The sequence below is a fragment of the Pandoraea pulmonicola genome, assembly GCF_000815105.2.
Lineage (GTDB): Bacteria > Pseudomonadota > Gammaproteobacteria > Burkholderiales > Burkholderiaceae > Pandoraea > Pandoraea pulmonicola.
Map to the genome: position 1 here is coordinate 79,926 of NZ_CP010310.2, position 16,306 is coordinate 96,231.

The 16,306-nt window shown below is 65.9% G+C and carries 11 protein-coding genes; 6 read left to right on the forward strand and 5 right to left on the reverse strand.

What is annotated here, in order from left to right; all coding sequences use genetic code 11:
- Positions 1–58: 58 nt before the first annotated feature.
- A complete protein-coding gene (locus RO07_RS00290; protein ID WP_039407019.1) occupies positions 59–1,354 on the reverse strand; it encodes an NAD(P)/FAD-dependent oxidoreductase in 1,296 nt (431 codons plus the stop codon).
- Between the two features lie 156 nt (positions 1,355–1,510).
- On the opposite strand from RO07_RS00290, the gene RO07_RS00295 reads away from it, so the two are divergent.
- The 3 genes from RO07_RS00295 (at position 1,511) to RO07_RS00305 (ending at position 3,975) form a co-directional block, all read left to right on the forward strand.
- Positions 1,511–2,179, forward strand: a complete 669-nt coding sequence (locus RO07_RS00295; protein WP_039407022.1) for a TetR/AcrR family transcriptional regulator — start codon at positions 1,511–1,513, stop codon at positions 2,177–2,179.
- Positions 2,180–2,291: 112 nt separating this feature from the next.
- Positions 2,292–2,645, forward strand: coding sequence for a RidA family protein (locus RO07_RS00300; RefSeq protein WP_039407025.1), 354 nt, complete (start codon positions 2,292–2,294; stop codon positions 2,643–2,645).
- A 97-nt stretch (positions 2,646–2,742) separates the two neighbouring features.
- Positions 2,743–3,975 carry an NAD(P)/FAD-dependent oxidoreductase gene (locus tag RO07_RS00305; protein ID WP_039407028.1) on the forward strand — a complete coding sequence of 411 codons (1,233 nt, stop codon included), beginning with the start codon at positions 2,743–2,745 and terminating at the stop codon, positions 3,973–3,975.
- Positions 3,976–4,033: 58 nt separating this feature from the next.
- On the opposite strand, the gene RO07_RS00310 is transcribed toward RO07_RS00305, so the two are convergent.
- Genes RO07_RS00310 through vapB form a run of 3 tightly spaced genes read right to left on the reverse strand, consistent with a single transcriptional unit; the run spans position 4,034 to position 6,319 of the window.
- On the reverse strand, positions 4,034–5,659 hold the full coding sequence (locus RO07_RS00310; protein ID WP_052266898.1) for an SH3 domain-containing C40 family peptidase: 1,626 nt from the start codon (positions 5,657–5,659) through the stop codon (positions 4,034–4,036).
- 22 nt (positions 5,660–5,681) lie between these two features.
- On the reverse strand, positions 5,682–6,083 hold the full coding sequence (locus tag RO07_RS00315) for a type II toxin-antitoxin system VapC family toxin (RefSeq protein ID WP_039407032.1): 402 nt from the start codon (positions 6,081–6,083) through the stop codon (positions 5,682–5,684).
- Positions 6,083–6,319 carry a type II toxin-antitoxin system VapB family antitoxin gene (vapB, locus tag RO07_RS00320; protein ID WP_039407034.1) on the reverse strand — a complete coding sequence of 79 codons (237 nt, stop codon included), beginning with the start codon at positions 6,317–6,319 and terminating at the stop codon, positions 6,083–6,085. Before vapB ends, RO07_RS00315 begins: the two co-directional genes overlap by 1 nt.
- Before the next feature lie 280 nt (positions 6,320–6,599).
- On the opposite strand from vapB, the gene uvrA reads away from it, so the two are divergent.
- Positions 6,600–12,518: an excinuclease ABC subunit UvrA gene (uvrA, locus tag RO07_RS00325; protein WP_039407036.1), complete on the forward strand. Its 5,919-nt coding sequence runs from the start codon at positions 6,600–6,602 to the stop codon at positions 12,516–12,518.
- Positions 12,519–12,805: 287 nt separating this feature from the next.
- Entirely contained in the window at positions 12,806–13,108 is a 303-nt protein-coding gene (locus tag RO07_RS00330) for a DUF4148 domain-containing protein (RefSeq protein WP_052266899.1), read from the forward strand.
- A 543-nt stretch (positions 13,109–13,651) separates the two neighbouring features.
- Here RO07_RS00330 and RO07_RS00335 read toward each other — a convergent pair.
- Positions 13,652–14,557 (reverse strand): dienelactone hydrolase family protein, encoded by a 906-nt coding sequence (locus RO07_RS00335; RefSeq protein WP_052266900.1) that lies wholly within the window; start codon positions 14,555–14,557, stop codon positions 13,652–13,654.
- Positions 14,558–14,799: 242 nt separating this feature from the next.
- Between RO07_RS00335 and RO07_RS00340 the strand changes: the two genes are divergently transcribed.
- A complete protein-coding gene (locus tag RO07_RS00340) occupies positions 14,800–16,113 on the forward strand; it encodes an O-acetylhomoserine aminocarboxypropyltransferase/cysteine synthase family protein (RefSeq protein ID WP_039413729.1) in 1,314 nt (437 codons plus the stop codon).
- Positions 16,114–16,306: the final 193 nt, after the last annotated feature.

Below are 16,306 nucleotides of genomic sequence, written 5' to 3' on the forward strand. Positions count from 1 at the left end.
CCGGGGGTGCGGCTGCTGCCGCTTCGGTTGGGACAATCAGTTCTGTCGCTTCGCATGTTCAGGCCAGCCGGATGCGCGGCCCGCGAAGGCCGCCGAGTTTTTCCGCGCCAAGCAGCACGGTCGCGCGGGCGAACCCGTGCAGCGCATGCTGATGGCGCCGGTACAACATGGCGTGGCTCCACTGCGCGAAGCGTCCGCGCACGATGCCACCTTTGAAAAAGCCGAATCGCCCGAGTGCCCCGGACGCGTTGTATCCCGACAGCGATACCAACGCGCCAGGCGCCCGATATACGAACGGCGCAATGGCGCGGCCCGTTTCGAGCCACACCCCGAGATGACGGCCCAGATGCGCCGCCTGCTGCGTGGCCACCTGCGCTGTCGGCGGCAACGGGAATTCACCTTGCGTGGGCGTGAGCGAGGCGCAGTCGCCCAGCGCGAAGATGCGCTCGTCCTGCGCCGTCTGCAGGGTGTTGCGCACCACGATCTGGTTCGCGTCGTTGGTCGTCAGGCCGCCGATGCCGCGCAGGAAGTCGGGCGCCTTGACGCCCGCTGCCCAGACCAGCAAATCGCCCGGAATCAACTGGCCGTCGTCGCGATAGAAGCCATCGCGATCGGCGCACGCGACGCGCGTGTCCGTGAGCACGCGAAAGCCGAGTCCTTCGAGCTGCGCCTGCGTCGACGCCGAGACGTCTGGCGGGAACGCGCCGAGCACGCGCGGGCCTCGCTCCACCAGCGTGAGCTTGAGCCGCTCGGCCATCTGTGGGGCGCCATAACCGGCCGTCAGCGCAAACGTGCGGCTCAGCTCGGCGGCAAGTGCCACGCCCGTCGTGCCGCCGCCGGCGATCACGATACGCAGCGCATCGTCGTTGACCGCACTGCGCAGCGCTTCGCAGCGCAAGGCCGCGTGAAACGCCTCGGCCTGCGGCTGACTGTCGATGAAATGGCAGACGTCGCGCACACCGGGCAGACAGGCGTCGTCGGCCTGCGAACCGAGCGCGAGCACGAGCGCGTCGTAAGACACGCGGCGCTCGTCGAGCAGACGCGAGCCGTCGGGCCCCGTCATTTCCCCCAGGACGATCTCGCGCCGCACCCGGTCCAGACCGCACATGCGGCCCGCCTGATACGTGAAACCGTGGCTGCAGGCATGCGTGAGATAGGCCACCTCGGTATGGGTGACGTCGCGCGTGCCGGCTGCCACGGTATGCAGCATCGGCTTCCAGAGATGTGTGGGATGACTGTCGATCAATGTCACGCGCGCAGCGCCGCCACGGCCCAGCGTGCGGCCCAGACGGGTCGCCAGCATCAGGCCGGCAATGCCGCCACCGACGATCACGATTCGGTTTGCACGAGACATTTGGGGGGAAATGCTCAATTCAACAAGTGATGAATAAGGGCATAATAACGAGCGTCGCCCCGGCATGTCAAATAGGAAGTGTCTGGGCAGGCAGGAGCGTTCGGGTCGGGTAGACTTGGCGCATTGCTGTCGCGAATTGACTTACCCCATCGCTCAATGACTCTGAACAAAGCCGTCTCGCAAGCCGATCCAACTTTCGTTACGCGCAAGCGCACGCGAGGGCGCCCGACGTGCAACTGCACGCACGGCGCCGACGCGTTGCTGCTCAACGCCCGACGCATCTTCGCGCAGCGGGGGTTCTATGCGAGCAGCGTGCGGCAGATCGCGGAAGCGTCCGGCGTCGATGCGGCGCTGATCTCGCATCACTTCGGTTCGAAGGAGGCGCTGTGGGTCGCCGTGGTCGATCAGATCGCCACGCTGACGCACGAGCTCATCGAGCAGACGAACGAATTGCGGCACGCGGAGATGGAGCCGGCCGAGCGCGTCGAGCAGGCGGTGCGTCTGTTCGTGGAAGCCGTATTCGCGAATCCCGACGTCGGTATGTTCTTCTCGACCGCGGCCACCGAAGAGGGCGAACGGCTCGACATTCTCACGCAGCGGCTCGTGCGTCCCTATCGCGACGCGATGGTGCCGCTCGTGGCCGACTGGCTCGAGTCGCAGAACCGTCCCGCGCAGGATGCCGACGTGATGTACTTCATGCTCACCTCGGCCATCAGCAAGACGGTTTCGTATCGCCACATGATGGGGCCGTTCCTGCCGCCCGAAGGCATGGCCGACCTCAAGCGCACGGTGCTCGATTGCGCGATGGCGCTCATCCGGCAGTGATCATGTGACAAGGGGCGTGCTGGTATCGGTACGCAGGCGTCGTATAAGATGAGGGCACCCGGGCCGACTTCCGGCCCGTTTTTCTTTTCCGTTTCTTTTTTACGGTGCCCCCATGTCGAACGAAATCAAGCGTCTGCACACCAACGCCCGCATGAGCCAGATCGTGATCGCCAATGGCGTCGTGTATCTGGCTGGCCAGGTGCCCGATACGGCCAACGTGTCGGTGACGCAGCAAACCACCGAGATTCTCACGCGCATCGACTCGCTGCTCAAGGAAGCGGGCGTCGACAAGACGCGCCTGCTCACCGCCAACATCTGGCTGTCGGATGCGAAGCACTTCGCCGAATTCAACGCCGTGTGGGACGCCTGGGTGCCGGAAGGCCACGCCCCGACGCGCGCCTGCGTGCAATCGCCGCTCATGCGCGCCGGCCTGGAAGTCGAAATCGCCGTGACGGCCCTGGCGTAATCGCATTGCCATGGCACCGGGCTCGACGCCGCGCGTCGTGCCATAGCGCGAGGGCCCGGTGTTCCCCTCCTTCGATCCACTCTCTGACGCCAGACCCATGAAGCTCGACGCCCTCGTTCTCGGTGCCGGTATCGTAGGTGTGTCCGTCGCCGTGCATTTGCAGCGGCGCGGCATGTCGGTCGCGCTGATCGATCGCAAGCCGCCGGGCAATGAAACCTCGTTCGGCAATGCGGGATTGATCCAGCGTGAAGGCGTGTACCCGTACGCGTTCCCGCGCGACATCGCCACGCTGCTGCGCTATGCGCGCAACGATGCGACCGACGTGCGTTACCACGTCTCGGCGATGCCCACCGCCGCGCCCTTCCTCGCGCGTTACTGGTATCACTCCGAACCGTCGCGTCACGCCCGGATCGCGCGCGACTACAGCACGCTGATCGCACATTGCGTGACCGAGCATCGTGCGCTGATCGAAGCGTCGGGCGCGCAGGCGTTGTTGCGCGAAGACGGCTGGGTGAAGGCATTCCGCACGGTGAAGGCGATGGACGCCGCGCGTCGCGACGCCGAGCGTTGGCAGCACGAATATGGTGTGCCCTTCGAGGCGCTCGACGCCGAGCGGCTGCGTGCCGATGAGCCGTCGCTCTCGCATGTGCTGGTCGGCGGTCTGCGCTATACGGCGACGGATTCGGTCAGTGATCCCGGAGCGCTGGTGGCCGCCTATGCGCGCTATTTCGAATCGCTGGGTGGACGTGTGTTGATGGGCGACGCCACGACGCTGCAACCGCAATGGTCGGTGCAGACGGCGCAGGGGCGCATCGAGGCGCCGCGTGCGGTGATCGCGCTCGGCCCATGGGCGGACACGATGACCAACGCGTTGGGTTACCGTCTGCCGCTTGCGGTCAAACGCGGCTATCACATGCACTATCGCGCTCGACCGGGGGCGACGCTGAACCAGCCGGTGCTCGACGCGGAGTGTGGTTACCTGATCACGCCGATGGCGCGCGGCATCCGGCTCACGACCGGTGTGGAACTCGGGCTGCGCGATACGCCGCCTACGCCCGTGCAGCTCGCGGCCGTCGAGCCGATCGCTCGCGAGACGTTCCCGCTGGGTGAGCGGGTCGACGACGCCCCGTGGCTCGGCCGCCGTCCGTGCACGCCGGACATGAAGCCGGTGATCGGTCCCGCCCCGCGCCACCGCGATCTGTGGTTCGCGTTCGGTCACGCACATCACGGCCTCACGCTGGGGCCGGTGACGGGACGACTCGTGGCCGAGATGATGACGGGCGAAGCGCCGATCGTCGATCCCCGGCCGTTCAGCCCTCAACGTTTCTGAGCGACGGCCGGCGCGGCGCCCGGGGTGGCGTTGTGGTGACTCCGGCCCTTCGCTTCGGCTACCGCGGCGTCTTCGCTGACGTATCCGCACCCGGCGCATGTTCTGCACCGATGCTCTCGGTGGCCCCGCCCTCGTCCGTCGCGCCGATCACACTGATGTCGAACAGGGAGTAGCCCGCGAGCGAGCGGGCCTGCGGGTCTTCCGGATATGTCTTGAGCAGGGGCAGGATCACCGATCCGCCGATCACGTTGCGGCGGCTGTTATCGGCGGGCGACAGGCCCCATACGTTCTGGTAGGTCATCGGCACGCTCTCGCCGTCGCGCTGCGCGTTGCCGAGATACAGCATGATGTGCCCGTTGAGGTGGATCAGCGTCATGAGTGGGCGCCCGCGCTCGGCCAGCGTGCGCAGGCGCGTATCGATATCGGCGTTGCGCAGATCGATGCGTTGTCCGGCGCTCGGCTGATCCGACGATTGACGCGGCAGCCACACGCCGAACGGCGCGAAGAGACTGCGCGTCTCCGCGGAGCAATCGTTGTAGAAGAGCGTATTGCCCCAGCCGTAGGGACGACCGATCTGTTGCTTCATGACCTGCGCCAGATGTCGCGGCGTGAGCGTCCATGGCATCGGCACGAGGCTCGAGGCGTCCAGCTGGACCGTGCGGATCTGCGCCTGACGACGAAGGTCGGCGACCGGAAACATGGCCGCCTGACGTCCGTCGCTCGAGCGCATCATCGGCAGCACGGTGCCGATCGGCGCGAACGTACGGTAGCGCGGCGTGCTCGCGCCCGGCGGCGTGTCCGCCAGCGGCGCGTTGACGCGGACGATGGCGCCGAGTTCGCGCTGTGCGGCGGCTCGCCACGTCGCGACGAAACGCTCGTCGACCGAGGCCACCGTGCGCACATCGACCCAGCCGATCAGATCGGGCGAATAGACGAGCAGCCACGCGCCATCGGCGCTGTGCGCGAGCGTGTAGACGGGCGTGCCCGGACGCAGTGCGGAGTCTTGCAGAGCGTCGAACGGATAGCCTTGCCCGGCTTCACGGAAGTCGTGGAACGCCGGATCGTGAGTCGGCAGCAGCCGGACCAGCGCATTGTCGACGGTGATGCCGCGACGACGCGGATCGTAGGGCCGGTTGGCGTGATCGGCGCCGAGTTGCGCGAGCGCCATGTTGGCTTCGATGGCACGGATCCATGCGCTGGTGTGCGGCTGGAAGTTTTCGCCGTAGGTCTTGCGCACGCCCGGCGTGGCGTTGTCGAAGCGTCGCACGCGCTGCGCCTGCGAATCGGCGATCTGCCGGGCGCCGGCGGCGTCGAGCAGCGACGCCGAGAGCCAGGCGCCGTTCCACGGTGACGGATCGCGAGCCCCGGTGCCGAAGTACCGAGCGCGCAGCGCGTCGAAGCGACGGGCTTGCTCCGGTGCGGAAAGCAGCGGTTGATCGTAGCCGGGGGCGTCGGGACGAATCCAGTGATCGACGTCCTGGTCGTAATGCTCGATGGGGAACCGGGCGACGTTGTAGCGCGTGGCGGGCGCGCTTGCCATTGCGGGCGCCGACGCGGCGGGCTTCTCCGGAGCGCCCGCGCATGCGGCGAGAACGGCCAGCGGAAGGAGCGAGACGAGGACGGGAATGCGGATCGCGGAACGTACACCCATGTCGTACGAGAAAAAGAGCCGGAATGCCGCCATGCTACTCCGTCGTTGCCGTGGGTCAGCCGTTCAACCAGTTTTCGACGCGAAGGCCGGGATAGAGGGTGAAGTCTCGCTCGTTGTTCGTGATGAGCGTGACGTCCAGAGAGACGGCATGCGAAGCGATCAGCTTGTCGAGTTGGTCCTTTCTTCGTTCCCGGCTGGCTTCGCGAACGGGACCGTAGGCTTTGGCCGCGGCGCCGTCGAATGGCAAAACCGGAATATCCTCAACCAGAGCCGCAAGATGGTGACGCTCCCGATCAGGGTTTGCGGCGACGGAAACGCCGTAGAACAGTTCTGCAAACGTGATCGCGGACATCACCACGTCGCCGACCATGCATTGCGCGAAACGCTTCGCGACCGCCTCCGGCTGATGCTTCATCAGATAGATGCAGATGTTGGTGTCGAGCATGTAGCGAGGCATCACAGGGCCTCGCGATCCGATTGCTCCTGGTCCCCGCGGCCTTCGGCCATTACATCCGCGCCGAACCGGGCGAACTTGTCCATTACGCCGGTGAGCGGGCGGCGGCGCGGACGGATGCGCAGTTCGTCGCCGACGCGCTCGATTTCCAGCTCCATGTTCGTATCGGGATAGGCGAGCTCGGCCGGAATCCGCACAGCCTGCGAGTTGCCGTTCCGAAACGCACGGGTGATGTGCATGAGTGACTCCAGCAAGTAGACGTCCTGCCGATACTTTAGGCGCCGAGTCGGGTGATGTAAATACATATGTGTGTACGTTGGGTGGGAGGATTGAAAACCGGTACCGCAAATTAGGAATGCCGGGACTAGGGGAATTGAGAATGCTGTACAAATGTACAGTACAATCGTCGCGTGCCGAACGAAGCATGGATGCTGCCAGCGACTGTCGTATCGGCCTGATACAGTAGTTCCCCCGAGGCGCGTACGCGCGCTGTCAGACGTCAACCAAGCGGCTATTCAATTGGATAATTCGTCCTCGAAACCCGACCCGTCGGCCAGCCACGCCATTCGTATCCGTGGTGCCCGCCAGCACAACCTCAAGAATCTCGACGTCGATCTCCAGACCGGCGAGATGACCGTCGTGACCGGCCCGTCCGGTTCCGGCAAGTCGAGCCTCGTCTTCGACACGCTGTTCGCCGAAGGCCAGCGGCGCTACGTCGAGACGTTCAGCGCCTACGCACGTCAGTTCCTCGATCGCATGGACCGACCGCAGGTCGATCATGTGGAAGGCGTGCCTCCGGCCATCGCCATCGACCAGACCAACCCCGTGCGCAGCTCGCGCTCGACGGTCGGCACGATGACCGAGCTCAACGACCACCTCAAGCTCCTGTTCGCGCGGGCGGCGGCGCTGTTCGATCGCGAGACCGCGCAACCGGTGCGCCACGACACCCCCGAGACGATCTATGCCGACCTGATGGCGCGCAGCGCCCAGGGGGGCGACCCGCGCCTCGTGGTCACCTTTCCGGTGGAGCTGCCCGGCACCGTGACCGCCGATGAAGTCGAGCAATGGCTCTCCGCGTCCGGCTACACGCGCGTGCAGGCCGAACGCGAGATCGCGAGCGCCGAAGGCACCCGCAAGGTGCTCGACGTCGTGGCCGACCGCTTCCGCCTGCAGAACACCGAGAAGGCGCGTGCGATGGAAGCCGTCGAGTCCTCGCTCAAGCGCGGCCGGGGACGCGTGAACGTCTATGTCCTCGCCGACGAAGGCGAGCCCGACATCTGGCGCTACTCGCAAGACCTGCATTGCCCGGACAGCGATCTGCATTACGCCGATCCGCAACCGGCGCTGTTCTCGTTCAACTCGGCCTACGGCGCCTGCGAGGCCTGTCGCGGCTTCGGGCGCGTGATTGGCGTCGATCTCGGCCTGGTGATTCCCGACGAGCGCAAGACATTGCGCGGCGGCGCGGTGAAGACCATCCAGACGCCCGCGTGGAAAGAGATCCAGGACGATCTGCTCGAGTACGCCGGCAAGGCGGGCATTCCGCGCGACACGCCCTGGTCGAAGCTCTCCCCCGAGCATCGCGAATGGGTCATCGAAGGCGCCCCCGACTGGAAGGGCGAGTGGAACAAGCAGTGGTACGGCATCCGGCGCTTCTTCGGCTATCTTGAGTCGAAGGCGTACAAGATGCATATCCGCGTGCTGCTCTCGAAGTACCGCAGCTACACCACGTGCGAGACGTGCGGCGGCGCGCGTCTGAAGACCGAGGGCCTGCTGTGGCGCATCGGCACGAAGGAAAACGCCGACGCCGTGCTGCCGCCCTCGCAGCGCTTCATGCCGCGCGGCGTGTCGTGGTCGCGCGAGCAGCTCGAAGCGCTGCCCGGTCTGACGATGCACGACCTGATGCTCATGCCGATTTCGCGCGTGCGTCAATTCTTCGATTCGCTCACGCTGCCCTCGAGCCTGCTGGACGACGCGCTCAAGCTGTTGCAGGAGGAAGTCGGCACCCGGCTGAAGTATCTGTGCGACGTCGGTATCGGTTATCTCACGCTCGATCGCCAGAGCCGCACACTTTCGGGCGGCGAGGTCCAGCGCATCAATCTGACGACGGCGCTGGGCACGTCGCTCGTCAACACGCTCTTCGTGCTCGACGAGCCCAGCATCGGCCTGCACCCGCGCGACATGGACCGCATCGTCGCGGCCATGCATCGTCTGCGCGATGCGGGCAACACGCTCGTCGTGGTGGAGCACGATCCCGCCGTGATGCTCGCGGCCGATCGCGTCATCGACATGGGCCCGGGGCCGGGCGAGCGCGGTGGCCAAATCGTCTTCGACGGCACCCCCGAGGAAGTGCGCCAGGCCGACACGCTCACCGGCAGCTACCTCGGCGGACGCAAGCATGTCGCGAACGCGTCGAACTGGCGCGCGCGACCGGTGGACGCCGCCACGCCGCGCCTGACGCTGACCGGCGCGCGCGAGCACAACCTCAAACATGTCGACGTCGAGATCCCGCTCGGCCGCCTCGTGTGCGTGACCGGCGTGTCGGGTTCGGGCAAATCGACGCTCGTGCAGGACATTCTCAACCCGGCGCTCGCGCGTCACTTCGGCGACCCGACCGAAGCGCCCGGCGCGCATGACGAATTGACCGGCGCGGAGCAACTGTCCGGCGTGGTGTTCGTCGACCAGTCGCCCATCGGCAAGACGGCGCGCTCGAACCCGGCGAGCTACGTCGGCGCGTTCGACGAGATTCGCAAGCTCTTTGCGGCGGAGCCCGTCGCGCTGCAACGCGGCTACACCGCGAGCACGTTCAGCTTCAACTCCGGCAACGGGCGTTGCCCGACGTGCGGCGGCTCGGGCTTCGAGCACGTGGAGATGCAGTTCCTGAGCGACGTGTACCTGCGCTGCCCGGACTGCGACGGCAAGCGCTATCGCGCCGAAGTGCTCGACGTGAAGATTCAGCGCGCCGTGCCGGGCGAGACCATGCGCGAGCTGAGCGTGTCCGACGTGCTCGAACTGACGGTCAACGAGGCGGTGAAGCTGTTCTCGTCGGATCGCGACGTGCTGCGCGTGCTGCAGCCGATCGTGGACGTCGGTCTGGAATACGTGAAGCTGGGTCAGCCCGTGCCCACCCTCTCGGGCGGCGAGGCGCAGCGTCTGAAGCTCGCGGGCTTCCTCGCCGAAGCGACGCAGAAGAAGACGGCCAGCGGGCAGAAGGTGGCGCATCGCGGCCGTCTGTTCATCTTCGACGAACCGACGACCGGCCTGCATTTCGACGACATCGCCAAGCTGATGCGCGCCTTCGGCAAGCTGCTCGACGGCGGCAATTCGCTGCTGGTCATCGAACATAACCTCGATGTCGTGCGCGCCGCCGACTGGATCATCGACCTCGGTCCCGAGGGCGGCGAAGGCGGCGGCGAGGTGCTGTGCGCGGGCACGCTTGCGGATGTCGTGGCGTGCGAAGGCTCGCATACCGGACGCGCGCTCGCCGAGTACGAACGCACCGTGGTCGCGCCGGCGCAAACGCCCGTGCGTGCGGCCGACCCCGGCATGCCCCTGCAGACGGCGTTGCGCGCCGCGCGGGCGCATCGCAAGCCGGCCGGCGGCGACGACATTCGCATCGTCAACGCGCGCGAGCACAACCTCAAGGCGCTCGATGTCGCGATTCCGCGCGGCAAGTTCAGCGTGATTACGGGGGTCTCGGGCTCGGGCAAGTCGACGCTTGCCTTCGACATCCTCTTCAACGAGGGACAGCGCCGCTACCTCGAATCGCTCAACGCCTACGCGCGCTCCATCGTGCAGCCGGCCGGGCGTCCCGAGGTGGACGCCGTGTACGGCATTCCGCCGACGGTCGCGATCGAACAGCGTCTGTCGCGCGGCGGTCGCAAGAGTACCGTGGCGACGACGACCGAAGTCTGGCACTTCCTGCGTCTGCTGTACGTGAAGCTCGGCATTCAGCACTGCATTCACGATGGTGCGCCGGTTACGGCGCAGAGCCCGGATTCCATCGTCGCGCAACTGCTGCGCGATCGTCGCGGGCAGCATGTCGGCTTGCTCGCGCCGCTCGTTGTCGGCCGCAAGGGCATCTACACCGATCTGGCGAAGTGGGCGAAGGCGCGCGGGCACTCGCATCTGCGCGTGGACGGCGTCTTCCTGCCGGTCGACCCGTGGCCGAAGCTCGACCGTTTCCGCGAGCACACCATCGAACTGCCGGTCGGCGACGTCGTGGTCACGCCCGAGAACGAGGGGCTGTTGCGCACGCTGCTCGCGGCGGCGCTGGAACAGGGCAAGGGCGTGATGCATCTGCTGGCGCCGCTCGACGGTCTCGGCGACGCGATGCACGGCGAACAGCCGGGCGAAGGCGTGGGCGAGATCGAGGTGTTCTCGGTCAAGCGCGCGTGCCCGGTGTGCGGCACCAGCTATCCGGATCTCGATCCGCGCATGTTCTCGTTCAACAGCAAGCATGGCTGGTGTTCGACGTGCGTCGGCACGGGGCTTGCGCTCACGCGCGAACAACGCGAAGCGTTCGACGACACGGTGCTCAATCAGGACAACCGGGGACGCGAACATTCGCTGCCGTCGCAGGAGCAGGAACCCGAAGACGTGGGCGATCAGCCGTGCCCGGACTGCCACGGTGCGCGTCTGAACCCGGTAGCGCGCGCGGTGACGTTCGACGAACACGCTATCTCCGACGTTGCGCAATGGACGGTGACGGACGTGCGCGAATGGATCGAGCACCTCGCCCTGCACGGCCGCGACGCGAGCATCGCGCGCGATCTGATCAGCGAGATCCAGGGGCGTCTGGAATTCCTGGAGGAGGTTGGCCTCGGCTACCTCACGCTCGACCGCGCGGCGCCCACCCTCTCGGGCGGCGAGTCGCAGCGCATTCGCCTCGCGGCGCAGCTCGGCAGCAACCTGCAGGGTGTGTGCTACGTGCTCGATGAACCGACCATCGGTTTGCACCCCCGCGATAACGGCATCTTGCTCAGTGCGCTGCGCAAGCTCGGCGACCAGGGCAACACGCTGGTGGTGGTCGAGCACGATGAAGACACCATCCGTCGCGCGGATCACATCATCGATATCGGGCCGGGGGCCGGCAAGCGCGGCGGCACGCTCGTCGCCCAGGGCAAGGTGAGCGATCTGGCCGCGCACCCCGACTCGCTGACGGGCAAGCTCCTCGCGCATCCGCTGCAGCACCCGATCCAACCGCGTCGCGACGTGGTCGCGCCCGCGAAGGGCGTCGAGGCGGTGCCGCCGCACTGGCTCACCGTGCACGGCGCCACGCTGCACAACCTGAAGAACGTGACGGCGTCGTTGCCGCTCTCGCGTCTCACGGCGATCACGGGCGTTTCCGGATCGGGCAAATCGACGCTGGCGCGCGACGTGCTGATGACGAACCTGCTCGACGCCGTGGGCCGTTCGGTGCTGTCGTCGCCGGCCGAGCGACGCGCCCGCAAGGGCACCGTGCGCCATGCCGTGAAGGCCGACGGCAAGCCGCGTGCGAAGGCTGAAGCGTCGGCCGCGCCGCGTCGTCCGGTGGTGCATGCGTGGCACGGCTGCGAGTCGGTGACCGGCTGGGAGACGATCGATCGCGTGCTCGAAGTCGACCAGACGCCGATCGGCAAGACCCCGCGCTCATGCCCGGCCACTTACATCGGCTTCTGGGACACCGTTCGCCGGCTGTTCGCCGATACGCTCGAAGCGCGCGCTCGCGGCTATTCGGCGTCGCGCTTCTCGTTCAACACCGGCGAAGGGCGTTGCCCGGCGTGCGAGGGACAGGGGGTGCGCACCATCGGCATGAGCTTCCTGGCGGACGTGAAGGTGCTGTGCGACGTCTGTCACGGCCAACGCTTCAATGCCGAGACGCTGGCCGTGACATGGCGCGGCAAGAGCATCGGCGACGTGCTGACGATGGAAGTGGACGAAGCCGTCGAGTTCTTCGCGTCGATGCCGAGCATCGCGCATCCGCTGCAGTTGATGAAGGACGTGGGGCTGGGCTACCTCACGCTGGGACAGCCGTCGCCGACGCTTTCGGGCGGTGAAGCGCAGCGCATCAAACTCGTGACCGAGCTCACGAAGGTGCGCGACGACATCACGCGTCGCGGACAGAAGTCGCCGCACACGCTGTACGTGCTCGACGAACCGACGGTCGGTCTGCACATGGCGGACGTGGCGCGACTGATCAACGTGCTGCATCGTCTCGTCAACGGCGGTCACACGGTGGTGGTGATCGAACACAACCTCGACGTGATCGCGGAGGCCGACTGGATCGTCGACATGGGGCCGGAAGGCGGCAAGGACGGTGGCACCGTGGTTGCGGCCACATCGCCGGATGCGCTGACGAAGGTTCGCGCGAGCCATACCGGCGAAGCGCTCAAGCCGGTGCTTGCGCAGTCGGCGCCGCCATCTTCCCGACCGAGAGTGGCAGCGGCGGCCGGGAAGTAGCGGCTGCAGCCGGCGTTGAAGGATGTCGCAGGGGTAGAGGGACGAGCGGCCTCGTCCGCGGTGAAGCGCAGCTGACTTTGCCGCGGCTGACGATTGCAGAAGGGACGCCATTCGGCGTCCCTTCTGCATTTCAGGCGATGCAAGCGCGATGCACGTTTGAATTATTTCAAATTCAGCAATTTAAAATTGGCAATTATCGAGTTTATTGCAATGAATGCCGGTAATAGACTGCAGTTGTCGACGATGAATTGAACATCGCCGCGTTTCAAACAGACAGGAGAAATACCATGAAGCGCACGCTTATCACCTCTGCCCTGGTTTCCGCGATGCTGGCCGTATCGGCCGGGTCGGCTTTCGCCAGCGACGCCTTCGACGGTCCGTCGGAATTCTCGTGGGTCCCCCAAACCAGCGTGCTCTCGCGCGCCCAGGTTCGTGAAGAACTGGTGCGAGCCCAGCAAGCCGGTCTGGTGCAACAGCACGACGCCGTCTATCCGAAGTCGGTGGCTAAGGTTGGCGGTGCTGCCTCGGCCGTGACGTCGGGCTCGGTCGGTCAAATTGCCGCCGCCGGTTCGACCTACTTCGGCAACTGATCCGGCGCCGTAATCGCCGCACTTGCCTTACCCGCCCGTGAGCGAGCGTCCGCGCGACGTCTCCTGACTCCGGGGAGCAGTCTCCGATGACAAGTCGGCCGCACTTTGGCGGCCGATTTTGTTTTGTGCGTACGAGTCACGTACCGACGTGCTTTTGAGCTTCGTTAATCATCCCTGTGGACAAGTCTGTCGATAACGCTGTGCACAAGCGGTGTTTTGCCTGTGGGCAACCCTGTGGATGACAGTGGGATAGCCGGTGGATAGCCCGGGGAAAAATGCCCGATTCGGTAGGGATAAACCAGTGAATATCCCGTGGATATCCAGTGAACATCGAGTGGATATCCATTGGATAACCCGGGAAAGTCAGTGGATTTCCTGTGGAGATCCCAGGTTTTTTCTGTGAATAACATTGTGGATTGCCGGTGGGCAAGTCGTCGTTGATCCGGCTGAAATGCCCGTCGCATGGACGTTTGCCATCATGGCGCGCAACAACGGGCGAATCGAATGGGTGCACACGGTTGGCCGTCGGCCAGCAACCACCAATCAGCTACCTAGCGTTTTGGACAGGAATGCCGTCACGCGAGCGATGGCGTCTTCGCGTGCTTCGGGCTGGGTGCCGGTAATCGGCACGACATGCGTGCGCGGGTTGGTGAATTCCGGCCGTTCGCGCCGCGGCAGGTTCGGATAATCGAAGTCGTGCACCGCGCCGGGGTAGACGTGGAAATCCACGGGGACGCCGTTGGCCGTGATGTCCTTCATGAACGCTTCGCATGGGGCGGCCTTCGTCCAGACGTCGTCCGCGCCGGTGAGCACCAGCAGCGGGATGCGCGTCGACCAGTTCGCGCCTTGCGCCTTCACGTTGCACCAGCCCGGGTAGAACGCGACAGCCGCGGCGAAGTCCGGCGCGGACGTATCGGCGCCCTGCGCACGCGCCGGGCTGCCGGGGCCGACGGAAAACAGCACCGTGCCGCCGCCGTGCGACCACCCCATGAGGGCGACGCGATCGGCTCGGATGCCGGGGAGTCGCTGCAGGTAGCGAAGCGCACCGTAAGCGTCGCGCGCTCGCTCCACGGAGGGGCGCACCGCGCCGCCGCCCGTGCACTCGCTGCCCTGCCCACGAGACGAAAAACTGTCCACCGCGAGCACCGCATAGCCTTGCGCATTGAAGCGACGTGCCCAGTCGAGCTCACGTGCGTCGATCTTCCCCTTGCGGGTGAACATGCCGTTGCAGCCGTGCATGAAGACGACGGCAGGCGTCGGCCCACTCGCATCGGCAGGCCGGAACAGATAGGCGTCGATCATCACGGGCGCTCCGTGGCTGTCCGTGTCCAGCGAGGGAAGGCCAACTTTCTCCTGCGCCGATGCGGGCGCGACATGGCCGGCCAACGCGGCCGACAGACAACCGAGCATGAGCGCAAGGCGCGCTAGGGTACGTCGCGAAGCCGGCATGACGCCTCCAGACCTGGTGCGTTAGGAATCGGGTGCGAACGAGTATAGCCAGCCGGATGCGCGCGAAATAGCGCGGCGACGGCACGTCATATTACGAATGGTTGCAAGTCGCGCGGCGCATGTACCGCTAAGCATGTGCCGATCGAAGATAAGGCCCGCGCGTGCGGCCCCTTAGAATGGCATCGGAGATCCAATCAATCGTTCCAGCGATGGAGCGCCATGTTTATCCGGAGACATTCGACATGAGCGACAAGACCGACGCCGCGCAAGACCTTCAAGCCCCGCAATGGCGTCTCGAGACGCTGGCCGTCCATGGCGGCTACAAGCCCGATCCGACCACGCGCGCCGTGGCCGTGCCGATCTATCAGACGGTGGCCTACGCCTTCGACGATACGCAGCACGGCGCCGATCTGTTCGACCTCAAGGTGCCCGGCAATATCTATACGCGCATCATGAACCCGACGCAGGACGTGCTGGAACAGCGCGTCGCAGCGCTCGAGGGCGGTGTGGCGGCGCTGGCGCTCGCGTCCGGGCAGGCCGCCGTGACCTACGCCATCCAGACGATTGCCGAAGCCGGCGACAACATCGTGGCGGCCAGCACGCTCTATGGCGGCACCTACAATCTGCTTGCGCATACGCTTCCGCTCTCGGGCATCACCACGCGCTTCGCCGATCCGCGCGAACCCGAGTCGTTCGAGCCGCTCATCGACGCGAACACCAAGGCGATCTTCGCCGAGTCGGTCGGCAACCCGCTGGGCAATATCACCGACATCGCGAAATTGGCCGAGATCGCCCACCGGCACGGCATTCCGCTCATCATCGACAACACGGTGCCCACGCCGTATCTGCTGCGCCCGTTCGAGCACGGCGCCGACATCGTCGTGCATTCGCTCACGAAATACCTGGGCGGTCACGGCACGAGCCTGGGCGGCGCGATCGTCGACTCGGGCAAATTCCCGTGGGCGGATCACAAGGTGCGCTTCAAGCGTCTGAACGAGCCGGACGTGAGCTATCACGGCGTGGTGTACACGGAAGCGTTCGGTCCGGCGGCCTACATCGGACGCGCCCGCGTGGTGCCGCTGCGCAATACCGGTGCGGCGATTTCGCCGTTCAATGCCTTCCAGATCCTGCAGGGCATCGAGACGCTTGCGCTGCGCCTGGATCGCATCACGGACAACGCATTGAAGGTCGCACAGTTCCTGAAGTCGCACCCGAAGGTCGAGTGGGTCAACTACGCGGGCTTGCCGACGCATCCCGATCACGCACTCGTCGAGAAGTATCTGTCGGGGCGGGGGCCGGGCATTCTCACGTTCGGCGTGAAAGGCGGTCGCGCGGCGGGCGCGGCGTTCCAGGACGCACTGCGACTCTTCACGCGGCTCGTCAACATCGGCGACGCCAAGTCGCTCGCCACGCACCCGGCGTCGACCACGCACCGTCAGCTATCGCCCGAAGAACTGCACAAGGCGGGGGTGAGCGAGGAGACGGTGCGGCTGTCCGTCGGCATCGAGCACATCGACGATCTGCTCGCCGATCTGGATCAGGCGCTGGGTCGATGAATGACGGCCGAGGGCGCGGGAGGCGGCGGCAAGTCGCCGCCACGACACGTCGGCCCGCCCCTCATTCCATACCAATTCTGACGGAGTATCATGCGCGGCAACCGGTCGAGGGTAGGCGGCCGGTTCGCCGTCATGTGATCGTCATGAAATCGTCACATGCGCGGCGTAGTGTCCTTGCCCATTTCTCAAGGAT